The organism is Terracoccus sp. 273MFTsu3.1, assembly GCF_000383675.1.
GTDB lineage: Bacteria > Actinomycetota > Actinomycetes > Actinomycetales > Dermatophilaceae > Terrabacter.
Genome location: NZ_KB911820.1, coordinates 547,028 through 573,331, shown reverse-complemented (window position 1 = coordinate 573,331; position 26,304 = coordinate 547,028). Strand labels below are relative to the sequence as shown.

At 72.5% G+C, this 26,304-nt stretch carries 28 protein-coding genes; 11 read left to right on the top strand and 17 right to left on the bottom strand.

Annotation, left to right across the window (positions count from 1 at the left end; genetic code table 11):
* Nucleotides 1–32 precede the first annotated feature (32 nt).
* Nucleotides 33–887, bottom strand: a complete 855-nt coding sequence (locus H283_RS0102660) for an ABC transporter permease (RefSeq protein WP_020141966.1) — start codon at nucleotides 885–887, stop codon at nucleotides 33–35.
* Nucleotides 884–1,924 (bottom strand): ATP-binding cassette domain-containing protein, encoded by a 1,041-nt coding sequence (locus H283_RS0102655; RefSeq protein ID WP_020141965.1) that lies wholly within the window; start codon nucleotides 1,922–1,924, stop codon nucleotides 884–886. The genes H283_RS0102660 and H283_RS0102655 overlap by 4 nt, the downstream gene beginning before the upstream one ends.
* Nucleotides 1,925–2,142: 218 nt before the next feature.
* Between H283_RS0102655 and H283_RS28620 the strand changes: the two genes are divergently transcribed.
* A complete protein-coding gene (locus tag H283_RS28620) occupies nucleotides 2,143–2,520 on the top strand; it encodes a helix-turn-helix domain-containing protein (protein WP_020141964.1) in 378 nt (125 codons plus the stop codon).
* Nucleotides 2,521–2,553: 33 nt separating this feature from the next.
* Here H283_RS28620 and H283_RS26430 read toward each other — a convergent pair whose 3' ends face one another.
* From H283_RS26430 to H283_RS0102615, 6 genes are all read right to left on the bottom strand, one after another.
* Entirely contained in the window at nucleotides 2,554–3,507 is a 954-nt protein-coding gene (locus H283_RS26430) for a phage tail tip lysozyme (RefSeq protein WP_020141963.1), read from the bottom strand.
* Nucleotides 3,508–3,520: 13 nt separating this feature from the next.
* Nucleotides 3,521–4,624, bottom strand: a complete 1,104-nt coding sequence (locus H283_RS0102635; RefSeq protein ID WP_196805891.1) for an N-acetylmuramoyl-L-alanine amidase — start codon at nucleotides 4,622–4,624, stop codon at nucleotides 3,521–3,523.
* 2 nt (nucleotides 4,625–4,626) lie between these two features.
* Nucleotides 4,627–5,376, bottom strand: a complete 750-nt coding sequence (locus tag H283_RS28615) for a D-Ala-D-Ala carboxypeptidase family metallohydrolase (protein WP_020141961.1) — start codon at nucleotides 5,374–5,376, stop codon at nucleotides 4,627–4,629.
* A gap of 204 nt (nucleotides 5,377–5,580) precedes the next feature.
* Nucleotides 5,581–7,659 (bottom strand): hypothetical protein, encoded by a 2,079-nt coding sequence (locus tag H283_RS0102625; protein WP_020141960.1) that lies wholly within the window; start codon nucleotides 7,657–7,659, stop codon nucleotides 5,581–5,583.
* A gap of 212 nt (nucleotides 7,660–7,871) precedes the next feature.
* Nucleotides 7,872–8,483: a ClpP family protease gene (locus H283_RS0102620; RefSeq protein WP_020141959.1), complete on the bottom strand. Its 612-nt coding sequence runs from the start codon at nucleotides 8,481–8,483 to the stop codon at nucleotides 7,872–7,874.
* Entirely contained in the window at nucleotides 8,480–9,088 is a 609-nt protein-coding gene (locus H283_RS0102615) for an ATP-dependent Clp protease proteolytic subunit (RefSeq protein WP_020141958.1), read from the bottom strand. Before H283_RS0102615 ends, H283_RS0102620 begins: the two co-directional genes overlap by 4 nt.
* 127 nt (nucleotides 9,089–9,215) lie before the next feature.
* Between H283_RS0102615 and H283_RS0102610 the strand changes: the two genes are divergently transcribed.
* Entirely contained in the window at nucleotides 9,216–9,764 is a 549-nt protein-coding gene (locus H283_RS0102610; protein WP_020141957.1) for a DinB family protein, read from the top strand.
* Between the two features lie 25 nt (nucleotides 9,765–9,789).
* Nucleotides 9,790–11,436: an FAD-binding dehydrogenase gene (locus tag H283_RS0102605; protein ID WP_020141956.1), complete on the top strand. Its 1,647-nt coding sequence runs from the start codon at nucleotides 9,790–9,792 to the stop codon at nucleotides 11,434–11,436.
* Here H283_RS0102605 and H283_RS23790 read toward each other — a convergent pair.
* Entirely contained in the window at nucleotides 11,352–12,578 is a 1,227-nt protein-coding gene (locus H283_RS23790) for an MFS transporter (protein ID WP_020141955.1), read from the bottom strand. The two genes, H283_RS0102605 and H283_RS23790, sit on opposite strands and share 85 nt — an antisense overlap.
* A 146-nt stretch (nucleotides 12,579–12,724) precedes the next feature.
* Here H283_RS23790 and H283_RS0102595 point away from each other — a divergent pair, with 146 nt between their 5' ends.
* A complete protein-coding gene (locus H283_RS0102595) occupies nucleotides 12,725–13,168 on the top strand; it encodes a MarR family winged helix-turn-helix transcriptional regulator (RefSeq protein WP_020141954.1) in 444 nt (147 codons plus the stop codon).
* Here H283_RS0102595 and H283_RS26425 read toward each other — a convergent pair.
* The 6 genes from H283_RS26425 to H283_RS0102565 all read right to left on the bottom strand — a co-directional run bounded on the left by H283_RS26425 (nucleotide 13,130) and on the right by H283_RS0102565 (nucleotide 19,813).
* Nucleotides 13,130–13,930 (bottom strand): phosphatase PAP2 family protein, encoded by an 801-nt coding sequence (locus H283_RS26425; RefSeq protein ID WP_081633752.1) that lies wholly within the window; start codon nucleotides 13,928–13,930, stop codon nucleotides 13,130–13,132. The genes H283_RS0102595 and H283_RS26425 overlap by 39 nt on opposite strands.
* Nucleotides 13,931–13,968: 38 nt before the next feature.
* Nucleotides 13,969–15,051, bottom strand: a complete 1,083-nt coding sequence (locus tag H283_RS0102585; protein ID WP_020141952.1) for a DNA polymerase IV — start codon at nucleotides 15,049–15,051, stop codon at nucleotides 13,969–13,971.
* Between the two features lie 34 nt (nucleotides 15,052–15,085).
* Nucleotides 15,086–15,520 (bottom strand): hypothetical protein, encoded by a 435-nt coding sequence (locus H283_RS0102580; RefSeq protein ID WP_156022929.1) that lies wholly within the window; start codon nucleotides 15,518–15,520, stop codon nucleotides 15,086–15,088.
* A gap of 105 nt (nucleotides 15,521–15,625) precedes the next feature.
* Nucleotides 15,626–16,732: a hypothetical protein gene (locus H283_RS0102575; protein WP_156022928.1), complete on the bottom strand. Its 1,107-nt coding sequence runs from the start codon at nucleotides 16,730–16,732 to the stop codon at nucleotides 15,626–15,628.
* A 412-nt stretch (nucleotides 16,733–17,144) separates the two neighbouring features.
* Nucleotides 17,145–19,313, bottom strand: a complete 2,169-nt coding sequence (locus H283_RS0102570; RefSeq protein ID WP_043647922.1) for a penicillin acylase family protein — start codon at nucleotides 19,311–19,313, stop codon at nucleotides 17,145–17,147.
* A 53-nt stretch (nucleotides 19,314–19,366) separates the two neighbouring features.
* Nucleotides 19,367–19,813, bottom strand: a complete 447-nt coding sequence (locus tag H283_RS0102565) for a hypothetical protein (protein ID WP_156022927.1) — start codon at nucleotides 19,811–19,813, stop codon at nucleotides 19,367–19,369.
* A gap of 41 nt (nucleotides 19,814–19,854) precedes the next feature.
* Between H283_RS0102565 and H283_RS0102560 the strand changes: the two genes are divergently transcribed.
* The 4 genes from H283_RS0102560 (at nucleotide 19,855) to H283_RS0102545 (ending at nucleotide 22,281) form a co-directional block, all read left to right on the top strand.
* Entirely contained in the window at nucleotides 19,855–20,250 is a 396-nt protein-coding gene (locus tag H283_RS0102560; protein ID WP_020141948.1) for a DUF2237 family protein, read from the top strand.
* 42 nt (nucleotides 20,251–20,292) lie between these two features.
* On the top strand, nucleotides 20,293–20,772 hold the full coding sequence (locus H283_RS0102555; RefSeq protein WP_028785280.1) for a hypothetical protein: 480 nt from the start codon (nucleotides 20,293–20,295) through the stop codon (nucleotides 20,770–20,772).
* Nucleotides 20,769–21,557 (top strand): pentapeptide repeat-containing protein, encoded by a 789-nt coding sequence (locus H283_RS0102550; protein WP_020141946.1) that lies wholly within the window; start codon nucleotides 20,769–20,771, stop codon nucleotides 21,555–21,557. Before H283_RS0102555 ends, H283_RS0102550 begins: the two co-directional genes overlap by 4 nt.
* An 85-nt stretch (nucleotides 21,558–21,642) precedes the next feature.
* On the top strand, nucleotides 21,643–22,281 hold the full coding sequence (locus H283_RS0102545; protein ID WP_020141945.1) for a hypothetical protein: 639 nt from the start codon (nucleotides 21,643–21,645) through the stop codon (nucleotides 22,279–22,281).
* On the opposite strand, the gene H283_RS23780 is transcribed toward H283_RS0102545, so the two are convergent.
* The gene (locus H283_RS23780) at nucleotides 22,235–23,236 is read right to left on the bottom strand and encodes a phosphotransferase (RefSeq protein WP_156022926.1); all 1,002 of its coding nucleotides are present in this window, start codon (nucleotides 23,234–23,236) and stop codon (nucleotides 22,235–22,237) included. The genes H283_RS0102545 and H283_RS23780 overlap by 47 nt on opposite strands.
* A gap of 21 nt (nucleotides 23,237–23,257) precedes the next feature.
* Nucleotides 23,258–24,238 (bottom strand): DUF389 domain-containing protein, encoded by a 981-nt coding sequence (locus H283_RS0102535; protein WP_020141943.1) that lies wholly within the window; start codon nucleotides 24,236–24,238, stop codon nucleotides 23,258–23,260.
* 87 nt (nucleotides 24,239–24,325) lie between these two features.
* Between H283_RS0102535 and H283_RS0102530 the strand changes: the two genes are divergently transcribed.
* From H283_RS0102530 to H283_RS0102520, 3 genes are read left to right on the top strand one after another with little or no spacing between them, the layout of a single operon-like run.
* Nucleotides 24,326–24,709 carry a helix-turn-helix transcriptional regulator gene (locus tag H283_RS0102530; RefSeq protein WP_020141942.1) on the top strand — a complete coding sequence of 128 codons (384 nt, stop codon included), beginning with the start codon at nucleotides 24,326–24,328 and terminating at the stop codon, nucleotides 24,707–24,709.
* Nucleotides 24,706–25,629 (top strand): cation diffusion facilitator family transporter, encoded by a 924-nt coding sequence (locus tag H283_RS0102525; RefSeq protein WP_020141941.1) that lies wholly within the window; start codon nucleotides 24,706–24,708, stop codon nucleotides 25,627–25,629. The genes H283_RS0102530 and H283_RS0102525 overlap by 4 nt, the downstream gene beginning before the upstream one ends.
* Nucleotides 25,626–26,258: a cation transporter gene (locus tag H283_RS0102520; RefSeq protein ID WP_231372210.1), complete on the top strand. Its 633-nt coding sequence runs from the start codon at nucleotides 25,626–25,628 to the stop codon at nucleotides 26,256–26,258. The genes H283_RS0102525 and H283_RS0102520 overlap by 4 nt, the downstream gene beginning before the upstream one ends.
* Nucleotides 26,259–26,304: the final 46 nt, after the last annotated feature.

Sequence of the window (26,304 nt, the reverse complement as noted above, 5' to 3'; positions counted from 1 at the left end):
AGGCCGGACCCGGGGCCGAGTCGCTCCTGCCCTCAGTCGGTCGTGCGGCGGATGAAGGCACGCACCGCCAGCGGGGCGACGACGGCGGTGATCGCGACCGACCAGATCACCGTCGTGAGGACCGGGTGGTGCAGGGGCAGGGCGGCGTCGGGCAGCGCCTCGGGCCCGTTGCCCCACAGCTCACGCATGGCCTGGACGAGTGAGCTGATCGGGTTCCACTCCGCGATGGTCCGCAACCAGCCGGCCATGCCCACGGTCGGGGCGAAGGTGTTGGCCAGGAACGTGATCGGGAAGATCGTCGTGAACATCAGGCCGTTGACGGCCTCGGGCGAGCGCATCGAGGAGCCGACGAGGATGCCGACCCAGATCATGGCGAAGCCGAAGAGCAGCAGCAGCGCGAAGGCGAGCAGGGCCTTGCCGACGCCGTTGTGGATGCGCCAGCCGATCGCGAGGCCCGTGAGCGACATGACGAAGATGCCGATGCTCGAGTGGATGATGCTGTAGATGCTGCGTCCGACGAGGACCGAGCCCCTCGAGATCGGCAGCGACCGGAACCGGTCGATGATGCCCTTGCCGAGGTCCATGTTGAGGCCGATCGCCACGATGAACGCCGAGAAGGCCATGGTCTGGGCCATGATCCCCGGCATCAGCCACTCCCGGTAGTTGAAGCCGGGGATGACGATCGAGCCTCCGAAGACGAAGGCGAAGAGCAACACGAACATGACCGGCTGGATCGTGACGTCGGTGAGCATCTCGGGCTGTCGCTTGATGTGCTTCAGGCTGCGCCACACCATCGTCGTGACCTGACGGACGAAGCCCGGCGGCTCGAAGTCGTGGGGCTCGACGTGGGCCACACGGGTGGCGTCCTTGACGGCGGAGTCGGTCATCGCTGCTCCTCGATCTGCGTGCTGGGCTCGGTGGAGGACTCGGCGCCGTCGCCGGAGGGCGGCTCGGCGCGGTGGCCGGTGAGGCTGAGGAAGACGTCGTCGAGGCTGGGCCGCTGCAGACCCAGGTCGTCGAGGACGATCTCGCTGCGCTCGAACACCGTCGCGACTCGTGTCATGTCGGACAGCCCGTCGGCCGGGGCGGTCAGCTGACGGGCCGCCACGTCGACGTGCACCTCGGGGACGTGGGCAGCGAGCAGGGCGCGTGCCGGCTCGAGCTGGTCGGCGTGCGACACCGTCAGGACGATGGCGGCCTTGCCCGACTGGTCCTTGAGCTCGAGCGGCGTGCCCTGGGCGATGATGCGCCCGTGGTCGATGACGACGATGCGGTCGGCCAGCTGGTCGGCCTCCTCGAGGTACTGCGTCGTGAGGAGCAGCGTCGTGCCGTCGCGCACGAGGCCACGCAGCACGTCCCACAGCTCGACGCGGCTGCGCGGGTCGAGACCCGTCGTCGGTTCGTCGAGGAAGAGGACGGGCGGCGTGGCGATGAGGCTGACCGCGAGGTCGAGCCGGCGCCGCATGCCGCCGCTGTAGTCCTTGACCACCTTGTTGCCGGCGTCGGTGAGCGAGAAGCGCTCGAGCAGCTCGGAGGACAGACGGCGCACCTCACCGCTCGGCAGGCCGTAGAGCGAGCCCATCATCCGGAGGTTCTCGCGACCGGTGAGCAGCTCGTCGACCGTGGCCGCCTGACCGGTGAGACCCATGCTGCGGCGGACCAGCTCGGGCTCGCGCGCGACGTCGTGGCCGGCGACGCGGGCCGAGCCGCTCGTCGGGATGCTCAGGGTCGTCATCATGCGGACGGTGGTGGTCTTGCCGGCACCGTTGGGGCCGAGCAGACCGAGGACCGTGCCCTGGGGCACGGTGAAGCTGACGTCGTCGACGGCGGTCATGTCGCCGAAGCGTTTGACGAGGTGCTCGGCCTCGATGGCCGGACCTGTGGACCGGTCGCGCGCGGCGCGCGCGTCGGTGGTGATGGTCATGTGCGGGCTCCCCGGGTGAGTCGTGCCTGTGGGACGAGGTGTGAGTTGCGACGTGCGACGACCTTAGACGTCACCACCGACAAGCCTCATCGACGAAGTGAACGCCGTCAACATGTTTGGCGAGTTCGCCCACGGCGTACGGCGTCGGCTGCCGCAGTCGGCACGATCCGAGAGCTCGCGTGCGACGCTGGACGGACGCACCGAGATCGGAGACCGCCATGACCCAGCTGGCCCCGCGCCGTCAGACCACCCTCCGGACGCCGTTGCTGCGCGAGGTCTACGGACGACTCCTCCGCGGCCTGCGCACCCGCCAGGGACGCACCCTCGCCGAGGTCGCCGCGCGCGCCGGCATCTCGGTCGCCTACCTCTCCGAGGTGGAGCGGGGGCTCAAGGAGCCGTCCTCCGAGGTGCTCGAGGCGGTGTGCGTCGCCCTCGGCTCCAGCATCACCGGCCTCGTCGGCGCCGCGCACCGTGAGCTGCGCGAGCTCACCTCCGAGGGCACCGGTGGTCGCGTCCTCGACCTCACCTCGCGCGTCGGGTCGAGCATCGCGACCCCCTCGGACGCAGCGACGGGCCCGGTGCTGCTCGTCGCGTGAGCGGCACCGGGCCCGTCGGCGACGGGAGCCGGATCAGTCGATGAGGCTGCCCCACGTGTTGGTGCCGACGACCCCGTCGACGACCAGGCCGGTCCTGGACTGGTAGGCGCGCACGGCGGAGTACGTCGCCGAGCCGAACGACCCGTCCACGGTCAACGCGTAGCCGGCGTCGACGAGCTCGCGCTGCAGGCCCGTGACGGCCTCGCCGCTCGCGCCCTGGCGCAGCACGGGCAGCAGCGAGTACCACGTGTTGTTGCCGACGACGCCGTCGACGGACAGCCCGTTGGCGGACTGGTAGGTGCGCACGGCGGAATCCGTTGCGGGGCCGAAGGACCCGTCGGCGGAGACGCTGCGGCCCGACGCCCTCAGCATGTACTGCAGGGTGCGTACGGCCGTCCCGCTGCTGCCGCTGCGCAACATCGGCAGGCTCGTCTCCGTCGTGCCGCCGCCCGTGCCGCCGGTGCCGTACTTCGACAGCACGTCGTTGGCGTACGCGATGCGCTGGGTCGTCGCGCACGTGCCGCACCGCTCGAACTTCTGCATGAAGACGGTCGTGGCCGTGCTCACCGACGTCGACGACCTGAGGTCGGCGAGACCGTAGGAGGAGAACGTCGACAGCTCGTACCACGTGAAGTCGAGCTGGGCCGCGAGCGCATAGCGGCTGCGCCCGCTGAGGCCGGCGTACCAGACCATGTTGTCGCGGGAGTCGGTGTCCCAGCGCCCACCTTCGCTCCACTGGGCGATACCCATCCCGGGGCCGCCCGGCTGGTTGGCGTAGGGGTTGATCGGGCTGCCCGACTCCTGGATGAGGTTGCCGACGACGCCGGCGGACTGGCGTTCGGTCAGACCCTTGGACACGAAGTAGTCGAAGGCGATCTCGTCGTTCGAGGCGGCCAGGGCGCTCGGCGCCGCGACGACGCCGAGCACGGCGACCGCTGCAGCGGCGAGGAGCCCGGCGAGGCCCCTGCGGGTGGTGGTGGTCTTCATCTGATCCTCCGATCTACGCGAGCAGCCTGCTCCACGTGTTGGGACCCACGACCGCGTCGGCGTCGAGGGCGTGGGCGGTCTGGAAGGACTTCACGGCCGAGGCGGTGCCCGGGCCGAACACGCCGTCGACCGAGACGGCATACCCCTGCGCGGTGAGGGCGGTCTGGACCCCGCGCACCGCGTCGGAGGTCTGGCCCTGGCTGCACGTGACCGCCAGGGGCGCCTCCCACGTCGCGGCGCCGATGACGCCGTCGGCGGTCAGGCCCTTGGACTGCTGGAAGGACACGACCACCGCCTTGGTGCCCGACCCGAAGGCACCGTCCACCGTGAGCGAGCGACCGGAGTGGCGCAGGAGGTACTGCGCCGTGGTGACCCGGAAGCCGCTGGTGCCCTGCTGGAGCGTCGGCCACGTGCGCGTCGGCGCCGGCGGCGGGTTGCTCGTGCCGAGCCGGGCCGCCACCTCGGAGCGCAGCTGGGGGAGCTTGGCGTAGAACGCGTCTCCCGGGCAGTCGGTGTCGAGGAAGTCGCGGTGACCGTAGATGTCCTCCGGACCCAGACCGTACGTCTGGCACAGGTAGGCGCAGAGCGTGACGAGCGCGTTCCACTGCGCCGTCGTCGGCAGGGCGGACGTGTAGGTGCCCTCGTTCTCGATGCCGATCGACGTCGAGTTCTGCCCGGTGCAGTGGGCGCCGAGCGGGAAGACGGTGCTCGACCCCGACCCCAGCCCCTCGATCGACCGGTGGCGACCCTCCATGGCGTAGCCGCCACGGCTGATCGTGAACTGCTGTCCCGAGTCGATCCACCCCCGGGCGAAGTGCCACTGCTGGATGTTGCGGGCGAGGGAGTATGCCGCTGCCTGCGAGTAGTCGGTCGTGTTGGCCGAGGCGGTGTGGTGGACGAGGATCTTCTGCGGCGGCCCGGTCATGCTCACCGTGCCCGTCGCCGGTTGGGCACCCCACGTCGCGCACGACGCGATGGTCGGGCGGGCGACGGCCGCGACCGCCGCGACGGCCGCGTTCGAGGGGGTCGCCTTGGCGACCCCGAGGGCTCCCGCCGCGCCGACGCCGAGGGCGCCGACGAGGAGGGAGCGACGACCCAGGGCGGGCGCGGCGTTCACCGTCACCAGCCGGCGCACGCGTCGGCGTCCCAGGCGATGCTCGACCGGATGTCGACGTGGGCGTGGTCGTCGTGCGCCGGGTAGCCGGGCCCGAAGATGCCGCCGAACCCGGCGTAGCGGGCCTGCTTGGCGATGCTGCAGATCGAGGTCGCGCTGTCACCCGGGACGAGGTCGAGGGCGCCACCGCTCAGGTGCACGCTGTTGCTCGCCCCACCGACAGACGCGTTGCACGTCGCGTCGCGGAAGCCCGACGTCACGGTGAGCGGGTGGTCGCCGAGCTGGTGGCGCAGCGCCTCGGCCCGCCAGAGGGCGCGCTTCATGTTCTCCTTGTTGGCCGCCGTGCCCGTGAAGCCCCGACCGCAGTTGTAGCTGGCCTCGGCGTAGGTGAAGTGGAGTGGCGAGCAGTCCGGGTCCTGCAGGGCGTAGATCTTCGAGAAGGTCGCCGGGCCGGCGATGCCGTCGGCGGTGAGGCCGTATGCCTTCTGGAAGTTGGCGACGGCCGTCTTGGTCTGTGCCCCGAAGGAGCCGTCGACGCCCATGACCTGCCCGCGTGGCACCCAGCCGGCGACACGGATCTGCAGCTGTGTGACGTCGGCGCCGGACGTACCGGAGTTGAGGGTGCGGGGCCACGAGTAGCACTCGTCGGCGTGGGCGGCCGGTGCTGTGGCCGTCACCGTGGCCGTGGCGACGCCGAGGCCTCCGAGAGCGAGGGCGACGGCGGCGATGACATGGGTCAGTCGGTTCCTGCGCATGCGATGTCCCTTTCGTGAGGTGCCTGTTCCTGCACGTCGAGACTGTCGGAGGCGCGCTACCGGCGCGCGCCGAGAGCATGGGGAGCACTCCCCATGCACCCGGACTTCGCGCCGGACGTGGGCGTGCCGCGGCGGACGCTGCTCAGGACAGGGTGGCGGTGGCGCCTCCCTGCGCCACCGCCACCCGTCCCCTGCCCGATGGCGCTACGGCGTCACCTGGCTGATCCGCGTCGACCAGTTGCCGAGCGCGGTGCGCGACCCTGCTGCCCCCGGGGAGGCCGCACAGGTGCCGAGCTTGTTGTCGCCGGTGGTGCCTCCGAAGAAGCGGCCACCCCACGTCGCGTAGTCGCAGGCGCTCGCGACGTACTCACTGGCGATCCACACGGTGCTGCCGTCCACCGCCGCGGCACCGTAGTCACCCCAGCGCGTGCGCGGCGGGCTGCCGACCTGGGCCTTGTAGCTCGTGAACCCGTCGTCGGTGGCCTTGCCCGCCGCGGCGATCGAGATGGGTCCGGTGCCCACGAGGGCGTCGATGGCGGCATACCCGGCGCTCAGGTAGGTCGTCGCGTCGGTGTAGCTGAACGCCATGACCCCGCGACCGCTCGACGTGACGCCGATGGCCGGGTAGGTCAGGTCGGCGCCGGCCTTGCCGAGGTAGCCCTGCAGTGCCATCTTCGCCGTCACGGAGCCCGTGGCGACCGTCGGCTTGACGACGAACCAGGCGATGCCGGCGCGCTGGGCCCCGTTGTCCGGGTTGAGCGCGGTGTCGAGGGCGCCCCACAGCTTCCCGTTGGCATACGTCACCTGCTGCATGCGGGTGTCGTTGGAGTCCGGGGTCGAGACGACCTCGTTGTGGGCCGGCTCGCCGGCGAAGAGGAGCCTCCAGCACCCGGTGCCGGCGATGGTCGACGTCGTCGTGTCGTTGATGCAGCGGCCCTGGGGAGTATCCGTGGTCGGTGCGGTCCCGGCCCCCGGCTGCTTCGCCTTGGGCGGGATGGCGTACGTCTCGGACGGCACGACCTTGTTGCTGAGCGACAGCGCGGGCGTGGCCGAGGCGAGCGAGGCCGTGTTGGTCAGCGCCCACACGACGACGGTGCTCGACACGTAGTTGCCACCCGTACCAGCGACGGGGTGGGTGGCCTCGTCCGCGGCGGTGGAGCTGAGGAAGTACTCGGTGCCGTTGGCCCCGAGCTCGTAGGAGCCGGTCCCCGGCGACTGGGCCGGCCAGACCGTGAAGCCCGGCTGCGTCGCGCCGGCGTCACTCGGCAACGGGACGGTGCCCGACGTGTCGATGTGCTGCATCGACACCGTGGCGGCGCCGGCCGCGAGCTGCGCCTTGGACAGGGCGTAGATCTGGGCGCCGGCAAAGCCGCTGCCGTTCCACGGGTACGCGTTCGTCGTGACGTAGATGCCGTTGGCGTCGGCCCCGATGTGCGGGTAGTCGCCGAGGTAGGGGCCGACGTTGCCGCCCGTGCCGCCGATGTCGGTGCCGTCGTGCGTCGCGTCGAACCTGAAGATGTTCCACGTCCCGCGCGGGTCGGACGTCCGGCTCACCGCGATGTCGACGTGGTTCTCGAGCGTGAGTGCCCCGGCGGGGGTCGTCTCGAGCGTCAGGACCGCGACGAAGAAGCGCTGCGTGGCCGCGTCGAAGAGGCAGACGGGATCGGTGATGTTCTGGGCGCGCACACCGGTGGACCGGTTGATCGCCGGTGCGTAGCCGAAGAACGAGTTGAGGTCGACGGCGTGGTGCACGTCGGTCGGGAAGCCGCTGACGATGTTCGTCGCCGTGTTGTCCGGCAGCACCGAGCTGCCCTGCTTGTCGTAGACGTTGAGCACGTCGTTGACGGCCTCGAGGACGTAGCCGTTGCCCACGCAGAGAGCCTGGTCGGGCGGCTCGACGGTGAACTGGTTGCCACCACGGGCATACCTCTGCTGGAAGAGGTTGAGACCCTCGAACGACGTCCCGAGCTGGGGGTTCGACTTGGCCTTCTGACCGCTCTTGACGGAGATGCTCGACCCGCTGCCGTGACCGTTCGAGAGGCTGCGGTCGCTGATGACGCCGGGGAAGGCGGGCGGGCCGGCGTCGCCGTCGGCCTCGTCGGGCTCGCCCATGAACTCCTCGTCGGTGGCGTCGCCGCTGCCGGACGGGGTGAAGGCCCCGGTCGCGGCCGTCGACGTGCCGACGAGGTGGGCGCTCGAGCCGGACTCGGCCTGGGCCTGGGTCGCCGGCAGCCCGAGGGCGGCGAGGGCGAGGATCGGGACGGAGATGGAACTGATGCGCATGAGGCGCGACCTACGAGAACCAGCCATGAGCTCCCCTTCGCGGAAGTGGAGCCCGTCCGGGGCATGACCCGTCGCTGTCGGACGGTGGGCGGGCCGGGGGCGGGCGAGGATGGACAGACGTTCGAGGGCCCTCGGCGCCGGGTCGCTCGGCCTTGCACTCAGCACTGTGGCACCACCCGCCGGGCCCTGTCCATGGAATCGCCCGGTTCACCTCATGCCCCGACGGGCGCCACCTCCGTCGCCCGCTCGATGACGTGGTCGACGACGCCGAACTCCACGGCCTGCTGGGCCGTCAGCACCTTGTCCCGGTCGGTGTCGAGGCGGAGCTGGTCGACCGACCGGCCGGTGTGGTGGCTCAGCACCTCCTCGACCTGCGCGCGCACCCGGAGGAGCTCGTCGGCCTGCAGGGCGAGGTCGCTCACCGTCCCCTGGCCGCCCGCGGAGGGCTGGTGCAGCAGGACCCGCGAGTGACGCAGGGCGAAGCGGCGCCCCGGCTCCCCCGCCGCGAGGAGCACCGCGGCGGCCGAGGCCGCCTGCCCGAGGCAGTACGTCGCGACCGGGGCCTGGACGAGCTGCATCGTGTCGTAGACGGCCATGAGCGCCGTGAACGAGCCGCCCGGGCTGTTGACGTAGAGCGACACCTCTCGGTCGGGAGCGACGTAGGAGAGGTGGAGCAACTGGGCCATGACGACGTTGGCGACACCGTCGTCGATCTCCGTGCCGACGAAGATGATCCGCTCCTGGAGGAGGCGGCTGTAGATGTCGAAGCTGCGCTCCCCCCCCGGCGTGCGCTCGACGACGTACGGGATCGTGTAGCTGCTCATCGCAGTCCCACCTTCCGCTCGGCGCCGCCGGGGCGGACGTCCGCGAGTGAGCTGACGACGTGGTCGACGATGCCGTACGCCGCCGCCTCCTCGGCGCTGAACCAGCGGTCGCGCTCGCTGTCGCGGGTGATCTGCTCGACGGTCTGGCCCGTGTGCTCGGCCTGCAGCTCGTTGACCCGGCGCTTGACGGCCAGGAGGTTCGCGGCCTGGACCTCGACGTCGGCGGCCGTCCCCTGGATGCCGGCGGACGGCTGGTGCATCATGATCCGCGCATTGGGTAGGGCGAAGCGCTTGCCGGGTGTGCCTGCGCCGAGGATGAACTGGCCCATCGAGGCCGCGAATCCCACTGCGAGAGTGGAGACGTCGTTGGGGATGAGCCGCATCGTGTCGTAGATGGCCAGGCCCGCGGTGACGGAGCCGCCGGGGCTGTTCACGTAGAGGCTGATGTCGGCGCGCGGGTCGCGGGCCGAGAGCAGGAGCAGCTGGGCCGTGATCCGGTTGGCGATCGGGTCGTCGACCTCGGCCCCGAGGACGATGATCCGTTGGTGCAGCAGCTGCATCGACAGCTGGTCGTCGAGCGGCGAGGGCGTGAGTGGTTCGGTCATGCTCCCAGCGTGACGCGGCCGCATGCAGATGGGAGTCCCGCTCTGCCACGGGCAGATTCGCCGACAGCGTATGCCGCCCCCTTGATACCCGTTGGCGCGCGACGCCCCCGGGCACCACGATGGCGGCATGGCCGGAAAGACGTATCCCGACATGTGGGTCGACCCCGAGGACGACCCGCGGACGCAGGAGGCGCTCCTCGGGGACGAGCGCACGACCCTGCTCGACTACCTCGCGAACTACCGCCTCACGCTGGAGCTGAAGTGTTCCGGCCTGACCCCCGAGCAGCTCGCGACGCGCTCGGTGCCCCCGTCGACGATGTCACTGCTCGGACTCGTGCGCCACCTCGCCCAGGTCGAGCAGACGTGGTGGAGGCGCGTCATGGCCGGGGAGGACACCCCCTACCTCTATCGCCGGGCCGACGACCGCGACGCCGACTTCACCGGCGCCGTCGGCGAGGACGCCGTCGTCGAGGAGGCCTGGGCCAGCTGGCGCACGGAGACGGCCAACGGCGACGCCTTCGTGGCCGCGGCCGAGTCGCTCGACCTCGTCAGCCTCGACCCGACGAACCCGATCAACCTGCGCGAGGTCCTCGTCCACCTCATCGAGGAGTACGCCCGTCACTGCGGTCACGCGGACCTGCTCCGCGAGTGCCTCGACGGCGCCACCGGCCAGTGACGCGGGAGATGACATGATCTGACGCATGGATGCCGACGTCGTCGTCGTGGGAGCCGGCCTGGCCGGACTCGTCGCCACCGCTGAGCTCGCCGACCGCGGCAAGCGGGTCGTGCTCGTCGACCAGGAGGGCGAGCAGTCGCTCGGCGGCCAGGCCTTCTGGAGCTTCGGCGGGCTCTTCCTCGTCGACAGCCCCGAGCAGCGGCGGATGGGGATCAAGGACAGCCTCGAGCTCGCGACACAGGACTGGATGGGCTCGGCCCAGTTCGACCGTGACGAGGACTTCTGGCCGCGCAAGTGGGCCGAGGCGTACCTCCACTTCGCGGCCGGGGAGAAGCGCTCGTGGCTCCACGAGCAGGGCCACCGGCTCTTCCCCGTCGTCGGCTGGGCCGAGCGCGGTGACGGCCGGGCCGACGGCCACGGCAACTCGGTGCCGCGCTTCCACATCACGTGGGGCACCGGTCCGGGACTCGTCGAGCCCTTCGAGCGACGGGTCCGGGCGGCCGTGGCGAGCGGCCGGGTCACCTTCGCCTTCCGTCACCGCGTCGACGAGCTCGTCGAGACCGCGGGCACGGTCACCGGCGTACGCGGTCGCCTCCTCGCGCCGGACGGGGTCGACCGGGGCCGGCCGAGCAGCCGGGAAGAGGTCGGCGACTTCGAGATCACGGCCCAGGCCGTCATCGTGACGAGCGGCGGCATCGGCGGGGACCACGACCTCGTGCGTCGCGCCTGGCCCGAGCGGCTCGGCTCGCCCCCGGCCCGGATGGTCGCGGGCGTCCCCGCGCACGTCGACGGCCGGATGCTCGGCATCACGCAGTCTGCCGGCGGCCACGTCATCAACCCCGACCGGATGTGGCACTACACCGAGGGCCTGCGCAACTGGGACCCCGTGTGGGACAACCACGGCATCCGCATCCTGCCCGGGCCCTCGTCCCTGTGGCTCGACGCACGCGGACGACGTTTCCCGGCGCCGTACTTCCCCGGCTTTGACACCCTCGGCACCCTGGGCCACATCATGCGCAGCGGGCACGACTACTCGTGGTTCGTGCTGACCCAGCGCATCATCGAGAAGGAGTTCGCCCTCTCCGGATCGGAGCAGAACCCCGATCTCACCGGCAAGGACGTCAAGCAGGTCCTCGGCCGGGCCCGCAAGGGTGCACCCGCCCCCGTCGAGGCGTTCAAGCAGCACGGCGAGGACTTCGTCGTGGCCGACACGCTCGACGAGCTCGTCCGGGGCATGAACGCCCTCACCGGCGACGAGCTCATCGACGTCGAGTCACTGCGGCGCACCATCGTCGCGCGCGACAACGAGATGGACAACGACTTCACCAAGGACGCCCAGGTCACCGCGATCCGCGGTGCGCGGAACTACCGCGGGGACAAGCTGATCCGTGTCGCGACACCGCACAAGCTGCTCGACCCGAAGGCGGGCCCGCTCATCGCCGTGCGCCTCAACATCCTGACCCGCAAGACGCTCGGCGGTCTCGAGACCGACCTCGCGGGCCGGGTGCTCCGGCCCGGCGGTGAGCCGTTGGCCGGGGTGTATGCCGCGGGCGAGGTGAGCGGCTTCGGCGGGGGCGGCATGCACGGCTACAACTCCCTCGAGGGCACCTTCCTCGGCGGCTGCCTCTTCAGCGGCCGCACTGCCGGCCGGTCGGTGGCCGCCGCGCTCTGACCGAGGGGCCCGCTCGCGGCGAGGAGGACGACGAGTCCCAGCGTCGCGAAGGCCGCGCCCACCCAGAGCGGGGACGTCCAGCCGAGACCGGCACTGATGGCGAGCCCGGAGACCCAGACGCCGAGGAAGTTGCCGACGTTGAAGGCCGCGATGTTGGCCGACGAGGCCAGCGTCGACGCCCCCGTCGCATGGGTCAGGACCCGCATCTGCAGTCCCGGTACCGTCGCGAAGCCGAAGAAGCCCATGGCGAGCAGCATCGCCGCCGAGCCCGCCATGCTGCCCGCCAGCAGGGCGAAGGCGACGAGCGAGACCGCGAGGGCCAGGGTCAGCGCGACGAGTGTGCGGGTCAGGGCCCGGTCGGCCCAGCGGCCACCGAGCAGGTTGCCGGCGAAGAGTCCGACGCCGAAGAGGACGAGCAGCCACGGCACCGCCGACTCGTCGAACCCGGTGACGCGCGTCAGGAGGGGCTCGACGTACATGAAGGCGCCGAACATGCCGCCGAAGACGAGGACGGTCATGGCCAGCGAGAACCACACCTGGCGGTTGCGGAAGGCGGCGAGCTCCGCGCGCAACGTGCCCTGCCCTCCGGCGGACTCACCGGTGTCGGGCACGAGGACCGCGATGCCCGCGGCTGCGACGACCCCGACGACGGCGACGAGCGCGAAGGTCGCACGCCAGCCCCATTGCTGCCCGACGAACGTCCCGAGCGGGACGCCGAGGACGTTGGCGAGGGTGAGGCCGCCGAACATGATCGAGATGGCTCCCGCCCGACGGTCCGCCGGGACGAGGGAGGCGGCGAGCACCGAGCCGATCCCGAAGAAGGCGCCGTGGGCGAGCGCCGCGACGACGCGTCCGGCGAGCAGCATCCCGTAGCCGGTGGCGACCGCCGACAGCGCGTTGCCGAGGACGAAGAGGACCATGAGCGCGAGGAGCGCCCGCTTGGGCCGCCAGGACCCGAGGACCGGCGTCAGGACCAGCGCGCCGACGACGACCGCGAGGGCGTAGCCGCTGATGAGGTAGCCGGCCGTCGGGATGCTGACCGCCATGTCGGTGGCGACGGTGCTGATGAGGCCGGCGATGACGAACTCCGTCAGGCCGATGCCGAAGCCCCCGAGGGCGAGGGCGATGAGACCGAGTGGCATGGGTGCTCCGTGTCCTTCCTGGACTGGGTGCGGGTGCCGCGCCGAGCTTGTCTGCTCTCGCTGGTATGCCGCGTCTGCAACTATGTGACCGGACGGACGTTAGTTGCACACGCGGCATATTGCAAACGCGCGCTATGATGGGGTGCATGGGTATCGCTGACTCCGCCGTCGAGGTGCGCTCCTCCGGGTGGCGCACCCTCGCTGCGCTGCACGGCCACATCGAGGGCGCGCTCGAGCGGGAGCTGGTCCGACGCCACGAGCTGTCCGTCGTCGAGTTCACCGTGCTCGACGCGCTGTCGCGCCAGGACGGCTGGCACATGCGGATGAGCCAGCTCGCCCGCGCCGCCGCCCTGTCGTCGTCGGCGACGACCCGCCTCGTCAACCGCCTCGAGGACCGGGGCCTGCTCACCCGCGTGCTCTGCGCCGACGACCGGCGCGGCATCTACACCGAGCTCACCGAGGCCGGCTGGGCCCTCTACCGCGAGGCTGCCCCCACGCACGCCGCGGTGCTCGAGGAGTCGCTCCGCAGCGCCGGCGAGGTGCCCGAGCTCTCAGCCCTCGTCGGCTTCCTGCACGGCGAGACGGTCTGACTCGCCGGTCGCTGGGACGCCTGAGGCGCTGCGTTCGCCGGCGGCATACCTCGGGACGTAGGCCTGGCCGAGGACGCGACGCCACGCCGGCGGTCCCGACGCGACCGACCGCACGAGGAGACGGTGCGCCACGGGCGCCAGCGCCCAGGTGCCGAACCACACGACGAGCACCCCGACCGCGAGGCCGGCGACGACGTCGTGCCAGTAGTGCGCGCCGGTGAGCACGCGCGAGGCCCCGACCGCCAGGGCGAGCGGGACGACGAGCCGCCACCACACCGGGGCCAGGACGACCACGGCGGTGGCGAGGGCGCCCGCGATCGTCGCGTGGTTGCTCGGCCACGACCAGTCACCCGCGGCGGGGCAGGACGCGACGGTCCGCACCGAGAGCGTCCGACACGGCCGCTCCTCGCGCACGAACCCCTTGACGACCTCGCTCAGGACGTAGGCCGCCACCGTCGCCACCGCGGCCACCACGGCGACCGCGAGGTGCTCGAGCCCTCGCGAGCGGGCCCGCCACGTCAGCGCGACGGCGACGCCGGCCAGGACGACGAGCCCGAGCTCGCCGACCACCTCGAAGACACCACCGACGACCGACGGGAGTGCCACGGCACCGGAGGCGGTGGCGCGGTAGGCCGCGTCGCGGACGAGGAAGAGCAGCACGACGGCGACCCCGACGACCGCCAGCGCGGACAGGGCCCCCATCGCGGGTCCGCCGGCGAACCGCCGTCGGACGTCCATCGCGGTGTCATCTCGAGAAGGCATGCGGACGACCGTAGGCGATGAAGATGAGAGCCTCGGCGTCAGAGCCGGCCGCGCACGGGCGTGCGCTCGACCGGGTCGCCGCCCTCGGGCATGACCATCTCGGCCCGGACGCCGAGCAGCCGCACCTCGCGGTCGGGGTCGAGCGTCCCGGCGAGGGCGACGGCTGCGTCGACGACGTCGGCGCGCTCGCTCGTCGGGGCGGCCAGCTTGCGGGCCCTGGTCTGGGTGAAGAAGGGGGCGTAGCGCACCTTGAGGGTGACCCGGAAGACCGGGCGCCCCTCCTTGACCGTGTCGTCGAAGACCTGCGAGGCGAGCTCACCCACGGCATCGCGCACCTCGTCGGGGGTCGTGAGGTTGCGCTGGTAGGTGGTCTCGCGACTGTGCCCCCGGGCGATCCACGGGGAGTCGTCGACGACAGCCGACCCGATGCCGCGGCCGAGCTGCGAGTACCAGACGCCCATCCGCGGACCGAACTCACCGACGAGCACGGCCTCCTCGGCGTCGGCGAGCTCGCGCACCGTGTGGATGTCGTGGCCGGCGAGGCGTTTGGACACCTTGGACCCGACACCCCACAGGTCGATGGTCGGCCGCTCACCCATGACCTCGAACCACGTGTCGCGGGTGAGGCGGAAGACCCCGCGCGGCTTGCCGAAGCCCGTCGCGATCTTGGCGCGCACCTTGTTGTCGCCGATGCCGACCGAGCAGTGCAGCTGCGTCGCGTCGAGCACCGCGGCGCGCACCCGCTCGGCGAAGGCCTCGGGGTCGTCGGTGTCGACGCCGATGAAGGCCTCGTCCCAGCCGAGCACCTCGACGACCGCGCCGAGGCCGCGCAGGGTGTCCATGACGTGCTCGGACGCCTCGGTGTAGGCCGGGGCGTCGACGGGCAGGATCACCGCGTCGGGCACCTTGCGCGCGGCGAGGCGCAACGGCATACCTGACCCGACACCGAACTCACGGGCCTCGTAGCTCGCCGTGGACACGACGGCCCGCTCGGTGGGATCGCCGTGACCCCCGACGATGACCGGCCGCCCGGCGAGCTCGGGGCGGCGCAACACCTCGACCGCCGCGATGAACTGGTCGAGGTCGACGTGCAGCACCCAGTGGGTGGGGCCCGCGCTCATCCCGCCATTGTGCCCGGAGGGTGTGACGGTGCAGTCAGCTGCGCGGCGAGCGGTCGCGCCGGTCCGGGCGGTGGGAGCGGTCGCCGACCGGCTTGCCGCCGCGGAAGGTGTAGACCGCCGGCCCGTCGGACGAGGCCTGGTCGGGGTCGGGGTCGAGGGCGACGGACGCGGCGCCGGACGCCCCGCCCTGCGTGCGCGCGAGCTCGTCCTGCGGCTCGTCCTGCGGCTCGTCCACGAAGCGGGGCGCGGGTCCGGCAGCGGCGTCCTGCTCACGCGCCGCCAGCATGACGCCGTGGAACAGCATGGCGGCCGCGAGGGCGGTCAGGGCGAAGGCCGACACGGCGAGCGGCAACCCGGTGTGCGCGCCACCGATCGAGGAACGGAGCAGGTGCAGGCCGCCGGCGACCGCCCCCACGACCGCGGCGCCGACGAACCAGATGATCGTGGCCCGGGTCATTGAATTCCCCACGAGGTCACTGTGGCACAGGTCCGGGGCGCTAGAGAGCACCTCGGTCGGGTCCGTGAACCGTGGCGCGAGGGCATACCCCCTGGGGCACGCCCCGAGGTCGACGGGTCAGCGGACCGGACGGGGCGCGACGCCTCGCGGGGAGACCGCGTGGCCACGTGCCTCCGGGATCGCCGAGAAGCCGGTGACCGACGTCGTCGCCGCCCCCGACCCGCCGATGCCGGCCTCGGAGAGCGTGGGCTGCGGGTTGCCCTTGACGTTCTTGTTCTTGCCGTTCTTGTCCTTGGCGCCGTTGTTCTTCGCGCCGTTGTCCTTCGCGCCCTTGGTCTTCGCTTCCTTGGCCGTCGTGTCCTTCGAGGCCTTCGACGTCTTGGCATCCTTCGGGCTCTTCGGGGCCTTGTCGCTCTTGTCGCTCTTGCCGCCCTTGCCGCCCTTGCCGCCCTTGCCGCTCTTGCCACCCTTGTCGTCCGTGGCCCCCTTCGGGCCCGTGCCGCCGCCGGGCGCGACCGCCGACGGGCTCAGCGCGTCGGGCTTGAGGGTCAGGGCCTCGCCCCCACTCGTCGAGCCCGACGCCAGGGTCGAGGCGTCGTCGTCCGCCGGCGTCGCGGCGGGGGTGACGTCGGCGACCGGGACGACCGACTCGTCCGACTCGGTGGGCACGACGGGCGTCGGGCCGGCCGCCGCGTCGGCGGCCTCGGTCGAGCGGATGGCACGCGGGGTCGGCGTCGTGGACGCGACCGACGTCGCGGACGGCGTCGGGGGGACGGCGGCATACGCCGTCTGGGTGTCGGTGACGCGGTCGGAGCTGACCGGCACGGGCGCGCTCGGCAGGACCTCGACACCGGGGCGACGGTCGTGCGTCGCGACCGAGCCGAGGATGAGGGCGGTGACGGCAGCCCCGAGGAGCAGCCCGGCGCCGCGCTGGCCACCGACCCGCGACAGCGAGAGGTGGCCGCGCACGAGGGCCGCGCTCGCCGCGAGCAGGGTCGAGACGCCGATGACGATGAGGCCGCCGGTCAGGCCGCCGACGAGGCAGCTGAAGAGGACGAGCGCACCGAGGACCGCGAAGCCCGCGACCGCGCCCTCCGGGACCCGTCGCCCCGGACGGTCGGCGAGCAGGTCGACCCGCTCGTGGTCGACGAGGACGCTCGGGCGGGCGGGCAGCGTGAACGAGGCGTCCTCGAGGACCGCCCAATAGGGCATTTCGGACTTCACGTCGACAGTCTCGTCGATCCAGGGCCTCGAGTGGGAGTCCGACTCGTCCCCGATCTGGCCGGAGTCGACATTTCCTGCTCGTCGCGGACGCGCGGTCGAGCCGGCGGCAGCCCACAGCTGCCACCCTCGGGGCGGCACGGGCCAGGACGGGTCGGGCAGCCAGCGCTCGTGGTCACCGTCGGAGACGGACCGCGAGCCGTGGCGCAACGGATCGCCGTGCGTGGGCGTCATGCTCGTCGTCACCAGACTCACTACTCCTGCGTGTGCGGGGCCCGTTCGCGGGGCTACGCGAGAACAGTACGTCGTAAAGTCACGTTTTGTACCGCAAATAGTAAAAGGCGGGCAAAGTTCTCCTTTACCCTCATGGCCGCGTGGCTCGGCGACCGCTGGAGGTGTCCGTCGACGGCGAGGGCTACGTCGTGCCGGTCGTCGGCTGAACCGGGTGGAGGCCGCCGGCGAGCCAGGCCGGCGTCTGGTCGGCGAAGTGCGGGTCGCGGGCGTCGCCGCTCGCCCCGAAGGGCACGACCCAGCGGCTCGCGTCGCGGTCGGCGAGGTCCCAGACGTAACGCGCGACCGGTCCGCCGTAGCAGTGGTCCGTCACCCCGGGCGCGCTCGCCGCCGCGAGGACGCAGCCCTTGTCGCCGGCGACGGGGTCGCGCGGGACGCGGGGCGCACGGCCGGTCGCGTCGAGCGCGTGGACCGGGTCGAGCCAGTGCCGCTCGCCCCACGTCGTCAGCGAGTCACGCTGCGCCGCGACGTGTTCGAGCGCCACGCGCACACCCTCGTCCACCTCGATGCCGTGGGCCGGCCCGAGGTGTGCCATCGAGTGCCAGCCCACCCCGATCTGCGTCACGACGTCGGTCCACGCCGCGAAGATGCGGGAGTGCCCGCTCGGCTCGTGCAGCGCCGAGAGGGACGGGTGCTCGGAGAACCACCGCACGAGCGCCGTGCGCCAGCCGGCGAAGAGGGCGGCACCTCGGCTGCCCGTGTCGCTGTGGCCGTCCCAGGCGAGCAGCTCGGACCGCACGTCGGCTGCGGGCCCCGAGACCTGAGCCGCCGCGACGAGCTCGCGCATGACGTCGGCCTGTCCGTTGCGCGTGTCGACGTGGATCGCCGCGCAGTCGTCGACGGTCAACCGCTCCCCCGACTCGACGAGCTCGCGGATGCGACCGGCCCGGAAGGGGGTGGCGTACTCCACCCCGAGGCCGCCGCCGCTGGCCCGGTCGTTGGCGCTGACCATGACGTCGGGGACGTCGCTGCCCGTGCCGCGCCGGTAGCCGTGCCACACGTGCCGGGGGTCCCACGCCGGGACGGGCAGCACCGCCCCGACCTCGTCGCGCTCGGGCACGCGACCGACGACGAGGTGACGGACGCGACCCGTGTCGTCGGCGACGAGAGCGCTGTTGACCGGCTCGACCCAGCGCGACAGGGCCTCCTCGACGTCGGCGACCGTCCGCGCCCGGAGCAGGGGCAGGAGGGCGCCGAAGCCGAGGTCCTCCTCGACCTGGGTCGGCGTGCGCAGGCTGTGCGCCGCCGGGTGGGCCCGGCGCGGCTGGACGCTCTCGTCGGTCCACTGCGGCGGCGCCTCGGCCTCGGCGTCGAGCCGCTCGATCTCGGCCTCGAGGCCGGTGACGATCGGCCCGCGCGACGTGACGACGACCGGGACGGCCACGTCGGCCCCGCCGCGCACCCTCAGCGTCTCGGTCGAGGCGCGCACCGGCTCCCACCCGTCGATGCCGCGCGCCTTGAGCAGCGGCGAGCCGTCGGGGCCGAGACCGACGTGACCGAGGGACTCGAGCGTCAGGTCCTGGTAGTCCGCCATGGCGTTCGTGATGCCCCACGCGACGGTTCCCGTGTGGGCGAAGTGCTGCACGCCGGGCACCCCCGGGAACGTGAAGCCGACCACGTCGAACTCGGGGCAGGCCAGGCCGACCTGCTGGTAGCAGCCGGGCAGCTCGATCGTCCGGTGCGGGTCACCGGCGACGAGCGGCAGCCCGCTCGCCGTGCGCGCCCCGCCGATCACCCACGCGTTGCTCCCCGAGGCCTCGGCCCGCTCGACCCCCTCGGCGTTGAACAGCTCGAGGGCCTCGGCGCCGAGCCGGTCGGCGACGTGCGCGTTGAAGAGCTTGGCGGGGAAGGTCCCGAAGAGCAGGTGGATGCCCCAGAAGATGCCGAGCGGCGTCCACGGCTCCCACGGGCGCGGCGCGGCGGCATACGACTGGAGCCCGAGCAGCGCGACCTCGGGCGTGCCCGCGAGCCCCTCGGCGAGGGTCTCGTTGACGCCGTCGACGTAGGCCGTCAGCCACGTCCGCGTCTCGCGGTCGAGCCGCTCGAAGCAGCGGCGCACCGTCGGCTCGAGCAGCACCTGCCGGGAGAACCGGTCCCAGGCGAACCCGTGGGCACCGACGTACTCGGCCGTCCGCCCTTCCATCCGCCAGCGGTGGTGCTCGACCTGCCACGCCCGGTCGAGGGCGGTGATGCGCCCCTGGAGGCGGGCCAGGTCCATGACGTCGCCAGCACGCAGGTGCGGGACACCGACGGCGTCACGTCGCACCTCGGCGGACATCGGAGCGCGGGGCACGGCGGATCTCCTTCGATCGCGGGCATGTCGGACAGGAGGCGGGCGGGTCCCGGTCAGTCGTTGCGCGAGAACTTGTTCTCGATCTCGCGGAGGAAGGCGTCGGAGATCCGGCGGTACTTCTGGAGCGTCAGCGTGATGGGGGCACCGACCTCCAGGCCGAGGACGCTGCGCGCCGGGTCGAGCCGGATCTGCGGGTCGGCCATGACGGTGCCGCCGTTCTCCATGAGCGAGCGCACGAGCACCCGCACCTCGTTGAGCGCGTTGCCGTCCTCGCCCTCCACACCGCGCAGGCGGTGGACGAAGTAGCCGTCGAGGACGATGAGCATGTTGTTGAAGTACTCGTACTCGAGCGACTCGAGCGCGCCCTCGAGGTGGGAGACGTCGGCGTCACCGTGGTCGCGCGCGGCCTGCGCCACCTCGTGGAACATCACGACCTGCGTCTCGACCCGTGACCGGCAGGCGTCGATGTAGTCCTGCTCGTAGTCCTTCACTCCCAGCATGGGGCCAGCCTAGCGAGGCGCGCCACCACTAGGTTTGGGTCATGGCAGCGCGGGAACGGAACGTGCTCGGCGGCGAGCTCGAGGCGTGCGGCACCGACCCGGTGACCGGCTTCTACCGCGACGGCTACTGCACGACGGGGCCCGAGGACCGGGGCAGCCACACCGTCTGCGTCGTCGTCACGAGCGAGTTCCTCGAGCACCAGCGCAGCGTCGGCAACGACCTCGTGACGCCTCGTCCGGAGTGGCGCTTCCCCGGCCTGACACCGGGCGACCGGTGGTGCGTCGTCGCGAGCCGCTGGCTCGAGGCCCACCAGGACGGCGCCGCCGCACCCGTCTTCCTCGCCGCCACGCACGAGCGCGCGCTCGAGATCGTGCCGCTCCAGCTGCTCCAGTCGTATGCCGCCGACATCCCGGACGACCCCAGCTCGCTGCTCTGACGGGCATTTCGCGCCGCCCCGACGGCCCGTGATACTGGCGGGATGAGCGATCCCCACGTGCTCGCACCGGGCACCGCCCCGACGCCGTTCACCGCCGACGAGATCCGCGCGGGGTGTCCCGACGGACGCACGATCACCCTCCTCGTGGAGCCCGCCGACGGGCCGTCGTGGCAGCGCGTCAACCGGTTCGTCGACCCGGACGAGGACGGAGCGACCCTGCAGCGCTGGCGGATCGGGCCCGACGGCCACCGCGAAGGGGAGGTCGAGGAGGGGCGCATGACGTGGCTCCAGCTCCAGGGCCACGCCTCCTTCCCCGTGTCCGCGGTGACGGTCACGCCCGACACGGTGGAGCTGCCGCTCGGCACCGTCGACGCGCTGCGCTACGCCGTGGACGACGGCGAGGGCGGCGTCGCGACCTTCTGGTTCGCGCCGGCGTTCCCCGGGATGCCGGTGCGCTACGAGACGCCGGCCGAGGACGGCGGGACGGACCGCACGACGATGGTCCGCAACGAGCTGCCGTGAGCACCCGGTCGCACGGGTCGCCGGCGCTCGAGGCCGACTGCTCGCGGTGCTTCGGCCTGTGCTGCGTCGCCCTCCCCTTCGCGCGATCGGCCGACTTCCCGGTCGACAAGGCCGCCGGGGAGCCCTGCCGCAACCTCCTCGCCGGCCACCGGTGCGGCATCCATGACCGGCTCCTCGAGGGCGGATGGCGCGGGTGCGTGACGTTCGACTGCTTCGGCGCCGGACAACAGGTCTCGCAGGTGACCTTCGGCGGCATCTCGTGGCGCGAGGCCCCCGAGACCGCCGCGACGATGTATGCCGTCCTGCCCGTCATGCGCCAGCTGCACGAGATGCTCGCCCACCTCCGTGACGCCCTCGCGCTCGAGCCTGACGAGGCGACGCGGGCCGGGCTCGTCGCGTCGACCGAGGAGGTCAGGACCGCGACAGCCGGTTCTCCGGACGAGCTGCTCGCCCTCGACCTCGTCGCCGTGCGGTCCCGGGTCGGTGGCCTGCTGCGGGCCGCCAGCGCGACGGCACGCGCCCGGCGGCGGCGGCGTGACGGCATACGCACTCCTCCTCGGCGGCTGCGGGCCGGGGCCGACCTCGTCGCCGCCGACCTCCGCGGCCGTGACCTGCGCACGGCCGACCTCCGGGGCGCGCTGCTCATCGCGGCGGACCTGCGCGACGCCGACCTTCGGTGGGCTGACCTGCTCGGTGCCGACCTGCGCGACGCCGACCTGCGCGGGGCGCGGCTCGACGGCGCGCTCTTCCTCACCCGCCCGCAGCTCGCGGCGGCACGCACCTGACAGGACGATTCGCGCATTCGGTCCCACGGCGGCGGCCCAACGATGACAATCGACCCACTGTCCACGTCGAGCACGGGAGTCGAGGGTGCGCCGAGCCACGGTCGCCGCAACGCTGGCGCTCTCGGCTGCAGTCGTGCTCGCTGGGTGCTCGTCCGGCGAGCCGGAGATCGTCCTCAGCCAGGTGGCCGGCTCCACGGGCACGCCGGTGCCGACCGAGACCGTGACGGTGACGGAGATCGACACGAGGACCGTCACCGCGACGACGACGGTCGTGACGACGGCGACGGTCGTGGCCACGCCGACGGTCACCGTCACGGCGCTCCCGCGACCGAGCCTGACGACGAGCACCGTCTTCAACCGGCCGGCCGCGCTGGCTGACTACTCGAACCTCGTCGTCGACGTGCGGCTGCTCGACCGGATGTCGTTGTCCGGCAACGCCGCCGCGCTCCAGCTCGACCTCATGGCCCAGCACCTCGAGCGGCTCGGCGCGAACGGGCCGCCACCGGGACTGGACGCGCCCAGCTACTACGGTCGGCTGGCGTCGCTCGGACTCTTCGCCCGCGCCGCGTCCGACGAGGCGACGGCGGGCTCGCCGGTGGCCCAGAGCCGGTACGCCGTCATCCGTCAGGAGACCGGCATCCTGCTCTCGGTCGTCAACGGTGCGCTGACGACGACGTTCACGCTGCCGACTCCCGCGCCCCGACCGACGACAACGACTCCGTGAAGCCGCCCCAGGCGATCTCGCCGTCGGCGTCGTCCGCGTGGGGTCGAGCGAACCAGGCGGCATAGAGCGCGACCTCGGTGAGGTCCCACCGCAACGCCTGCGCGTGGAGGTCGTCGGTCGTCACGGCCCGACCGGTCAGCGCGGCGTAGTCGGCGAGCACCTCCTCGGCACGGACACCCTCGGCACCCGCCACGTGCCAGAGGTCGCGGGCCGCGGGCGCGAGCAGGGCGGTGTCCCAGTCGACGACGTGGAGACCGTCCGCGTCGGAGAGGACGTTGCGCCAGTGCGGCTCTCCGTGGGTGATGACCCAGGAGTCGCGCTCGGCACGGTCCCGGACGGCCCGCTCGTCCCAGACGACGAGGGCGCGCCGCACCGCCTCCGCGTGCTCGGCCAGGGCGTCCCGGGCGCGGGCTCCGTAGGGGCCGGCGCCGGGCGGCAGGTCGGCCGCCAGGGCACGGTCGAGGAGCGCCCGCTCGGGCAGGGCCAGGTCGTCGGTACCGGCCACGCCGACGGCACGAGGCGTGGCCGCGTGCAGCCGCGCGAGCACCTCGGTCACGGCGTGCCGGTCGGCCGACGTCTGCTCGGACGGCGACGGCAGGCGCGGCGCGTCGAGCCACGGGGTCATCGACACCCACCGGTGCCGGCTGAGCTCGAAGGGGACCGCCCCGTCCCGCGCCGGGACGGGAGCGACGACGAAGTCCAGCCCAGAGTCGGCGAGGGCTCGCGCGGTGCGGAACGCCGAGCTGAGGGCCGCGCCGCGCTCGACGTCGGCCCCGGCGCCCGCATAGTCGTCGAGGGTGACGAACCAGCGGCTGTCGTCGCGCGCATCGACCCGCCAGTGGTGGCTGCCGAAACCGACTGGCGCATAGGTGATCTCACGGACATCGAGGCCCCACATCTCGCGCAGGGCCGCCGCGAGCAGGTCGGTGGAGAAGTCCGCGGGCGGCGTCATCACGGCGTCATCACGGGCTCGACGCTAGCGGCGCGGTGGCGGCTCCGCATGGATCCGGCGGCTCAGCCTCGAGTGCGACCGCGGCGCGGGCACCCGCGACCACACGGCGTCCTGGAGCGCGAGGGTGAGCCAGCCGGCGAGCGCCATGCCGACGATGTTGACGACGAGCTGGAGGCCGCTGCCGCGCACCTCGGCCCACGCCCCGAAGGCGAGCCCGAGCGCGACGTTGCCGGCGGCCGGGATCGTCGTCACCGAGATGAAGACGCCACTGAGGCCACCGAGCTTGGCCGAGGTCAGCGACAGCACGCCGGCGGCAGCCGCGAGGACGGCGACGATGAACGACCACTTGTCGGGCGAGTAGATGAAGTCGGTGGCCGGCCGGTCGCCGGAGATGTCGTCGAGGGTGATCCACCCGAGGGCCCGGCCGGCGAGACCGGCGAGACACGTGACGGCGATGGCCACGACGAAGCCGACGACGAGCGCGCGGGCGGCGACCGCGAGCAGGAGCGGGCGCCGTCGCACGAGCGCGACGCCGAGGGCGGCGATCGCCCCGAACTCGGGACCGAGCACCATCGCGCCGATGACGAGGATCTGCGAGTCGAGGACGATCGCGATGCCGGCGATGAGGGTCGCGAGGGACATGAAGGACAGGAAGGTCCAGTTCAGCTCGCTGTCGTCGTAGGAACGCTGGGCGACCTGGGCCCAGACGACGGCGTCGGCGCTGCTGCCTGGCGTCTCCTCGTCGGCCTCGAAGCCGGCGCGCGAGACCCACGTCGTGACCGGCTCGATCTGGAGGGTCCCGCCCTCGTGGACCCCGAGGTCCCGGAGCCGGTCGACGAGGACGTTGGCCCCCTCCCGGGCGACGTCGGCGTGGACGACGTCGCCCACGGGGCGCACCGCCGCGCCGCGCAGGACGGACAGCGTGCTCACGGCGCTCGAGTCGGCCAGCACCGCGGTGACCTTCTCGGTCAGCTCGCTCGGGACGGTGACCGTCAGTCTCAACATGTCGGACAGTCTGCCGCGAGGTTGACGCCGGAGGGCAGGTGCCACGACAGTGACATCTGATCATCCGTTCAGATGAGAGGGACGACCATGAGCACCGTGACCGGACTCGACGGCTGCGCCGCGCCGTGCGTGCACCCCGAGAAGGTCGCCCTGGCCACGGACAACGCCCCGGGCGTCGAGGAGCTCGCGCGCGTCACCAGCGTCTTCAAGCTGCTCGGCGACCCGACCCGGGCGCGGATGCTCTACGCCCTCCTCGAGGCCGGCGAGCTCTGCGTGTGCGACCTCGCGGCCGCGACCGGCACCGCCGAGACCACGGTCTCGCAGGCGCTCAGGCTGCTGCGCGCCTCGGCCGTCGTCACCGGCCGGCGCGAGGGCCGCAACATCTACTACCGGCTCTCCGACGCCCACGTCCGCCTGCTCCTCGACGTCACGCGCGAGCACGCCCTCCACGACGGCGAGCGCCACCGGTGAGCCACGGGCACGGGCACGGCCCGGCGCAGGGCGCCGCCGCGGTCCACGCCGGGGGACGCCACCGGTGGCGGCTTGCCGTCGCCTTCGGCCTCGTCGCGGCCTTCTTCTGCGTCGAGCTCGTGGCCGGCCTCGCGTCCGGCTCCCTCGCCCTCCTCTCCGACGCGGGCCACATGGCCGCCGACGTCGTGACGCTGGGCGCCGCACTCGTCGCCACCCGCATCGCGACGCGCGCCGACACGACCGGGCGACGCACGTTCGGCTCCTACCGCGCCGAGGTGTTCGCATCCGGGCTCGCCGTGCTGCTCATGCTCGGCGTCTCCGTCTACATCGCCGTCGAGGCCCTCCGGCGCATCGGCTCGAGCCCCGAGATCGCCTCGGGCACCATGCTCGTCGTCGGTGCGATCGGTCTCCTCGTCAACGTGGTCGCCCTCCTCCTGCTGCGCGGGGGCGCCGGGGAGAGCCTCAACGTCCGTGGGGCCTACCTCGAGGTCGTCGCCGACACCGTCGGCTCCGTGGGCGTCATCGCGGCAGCCATCCTCGTCGGGGCGACCGGGAGCGCATGGTGGGACACCGTCGTCGCGCTCGCCATCGCCGTCTTCGTCGCCGTGCGCGCCGTCGGCCTCGGGCGCGAGGTGGTGGCGGTCCTCGGCCAGCACGCGCCCACCGGACTCGAGCCCACCGACCTGCTCGTGGCCCTCGGCGAGGTGCCGGGAGTCACCGAGGTCCACGACCTCCACGTCTGGACGCTGACGTCCGGCATGGACGTCGCGACGGCGCACCTCGTGACGACCCGTACCGACGCGGCGCCCGAGGTGCTCGAGGCCGCGAGCGCCATGCTGCGCGACCGCTTCCACGTCGCCCACGCGACCCTCCAGGTCGAGACGACCGACCGGTCCGAGTGCCGTGGGGCCGACTGGTGAGCACCCCGCCCCGTCCCGTCTTCTCGCTCCTTCCGCCCTCGCGGCGGGCGGCCCTCGTGCGCCGAGCCCGGCTGCTGGCCGGCGCGTCCGTCGCGTACAACGTCGTCGAGGCCGTCGTCGCGATCGCCTCCGGTCGCATCGCCGACTCCACCGCGCTCGTCGGTTTCGGGCTCGACTCGACGGTCGAGGTGATGAGCGGACTCGTCATCCTCTGGCAGTTCGGCCACCCCGTGCCGGAGGAGCGCGAGCACCTGGCCCGTCGCCTCATCGCCCTCTCCTTCTTCGCCCTCGCCGCCTACGTCACCGTCGAGTCGGTGCGCGCCGTCGTGACCCGCGAGGAGCCCGACACCTCGGTCGTCGGCATCGCGCTCGCCGCCCTGTCCCTCGTCGTCATGCCGCTGCTCTCGCGGTGGCAGCGACGCACCGGCCACGAGCTCGGGTCGGGGGCGGTCGTCGCCGACGGCACCCAGACGCTGCTGTGCACCTACCTCTCGGGCGTGCTCCTCGTCGGCCTGCTCGCCAACGCCCTCCTCGGATGGTGGTGGCTCGATGCAGTCGCCGCGCTCGTCATCGCCGCCGTCGCGGTACGCGAGGGACGCTCGAACTGGCGCGGCGACGCGTGCTGCTGACCCCAGGACCCCGCCGGAGTCTTGACGACGGGACCCGCGACCGACA

Coding starts and splice junctions, on each gene's coding strand:
- H283_RS0102660 (WP_020141966.1), bottom strand. CDS start 887: ATGACCGACTCCGCCGTCAAGGACGCCACCCGTGTGGCCCACGTCGAG.
- H283_RS0102655 (WP_020141965.1), bottom strand. CDS start 1,924: ATGACCATCACCACCGACGCGCGCGCCGCGCGCGACCGGTCCACAGGT.
- H283_RS28620 (WP_020141964.1), top strand. CDS start 2,143: ATGACCCAGCTGGCCCCGCGCCGTCAGACCACCCTCCGGACGCCGTTG.
- H283_RS26430 (WP_020141963.1), bottom strand. CDS start 3,507: ATGAAGACCACCACCACCCGCAGGGGCCTCGCCGGGCTCCTCGCCGCT.
- H283_RS28615 (WP_020141961.1), bottom strand. CDS start 5,376: ATGCGCAGGAACCGACTGACCCATGTCATCGCCGCCGTCGCCCTCGCT.
- H283_RS0102625 (WP_020141960.1), bottom strand. CDS start 7,659: ATGCGCATCAGTTCCATCTCCGTCCCGATCCTCGCCCTCGCCGCCCTC.
- H283_RS0102620 (WP_020141959.1), bottom strand. CDS start 8,483: ATGAGCAGCTACACGATCCCGTACGTCGTCGAGCGCACGCCGGGGGGG.
- H283_RS0102615 (WP_020141958.1), bottom strand. CDS start 9,088: ATGACCGAACCACTCACGCCCTCGCCGCTCGACGACCAGCTGTCGATG.
- H283_RS0102610 (WP_020141957.1), top strand. CDS start 9,216: ATGGCCGGAAAGACGTATCCCGACATGTGGGTCGACCCCGAGGACGAC.
- H283_RS0102605 (WP_020141956.1), top strand. CDS start 9,790: ATGGATGCCGACGTCGTCGTCGTGGGAGCCGGCCTGGCCGGACTCGTC.
- H283_RS23790 (WP_020141955.1), bottom strand. CDS start 12,578: ATGCCACTCGGTCTCATCGCCCTCGCCCTCGGGGGCTTCGGCATCGGC.
- H283_RS0102595 (WP_020141954.1), top strand. CDS start 12,725: ATGGGTATCGCTGACTCCGCCGTCGAGGTGCGCTCCTCCGGGTGGCGC.
- H283_RS26425 (WP_081633752.1), bottom strand. CDS start 13,930: ATGCCTTCTCGAGATGACACCGCGATGGACGTCCGACGGCGGTTCGCC.
- H283_RS0102585 (WP_020141952.1), bottom strand. CDS start 15,051: ATGAGCGCGGGCCCCACCCACTGGGTGCTGCACGTCGACCTCGACCAG.
- H283_RS0102565 (WP_156022927.1), bottom strand. CDS start 19,813: ATGCTGGGAGTGAAGGACTACGAGCAGGACTACATCGACGCCTGCCGG.
- H283_RS0102560 (WP_020141948.1), top strand. CDS start 19,855: ATGGCAGCGCGGGAACGGAACGTGCTCGGCGGCGAGCTCGAGGCGTGC.
- H283_RS0102555 (WP_028785280.1), top strand. CDS start 20,293: ATGAGCGATCCCCACGTGCTCGCACCGGGCACCGCCCCGACGCCGTTC.
- H283_RS0102535 (WP_020141943.1), bottom strand. CDS start 24,238: ATGTTGAGACTGACGGTCACCGTCCCGAGCGAGCTGACCGAGAAGGTC.
- H283_RS0102530 (WP_020141942.1), top strand. CDS start 24,326: ATGAGCACCGTGACCGGACTCGACGGCTGCGCCGCGCCGTGCGTGCAC.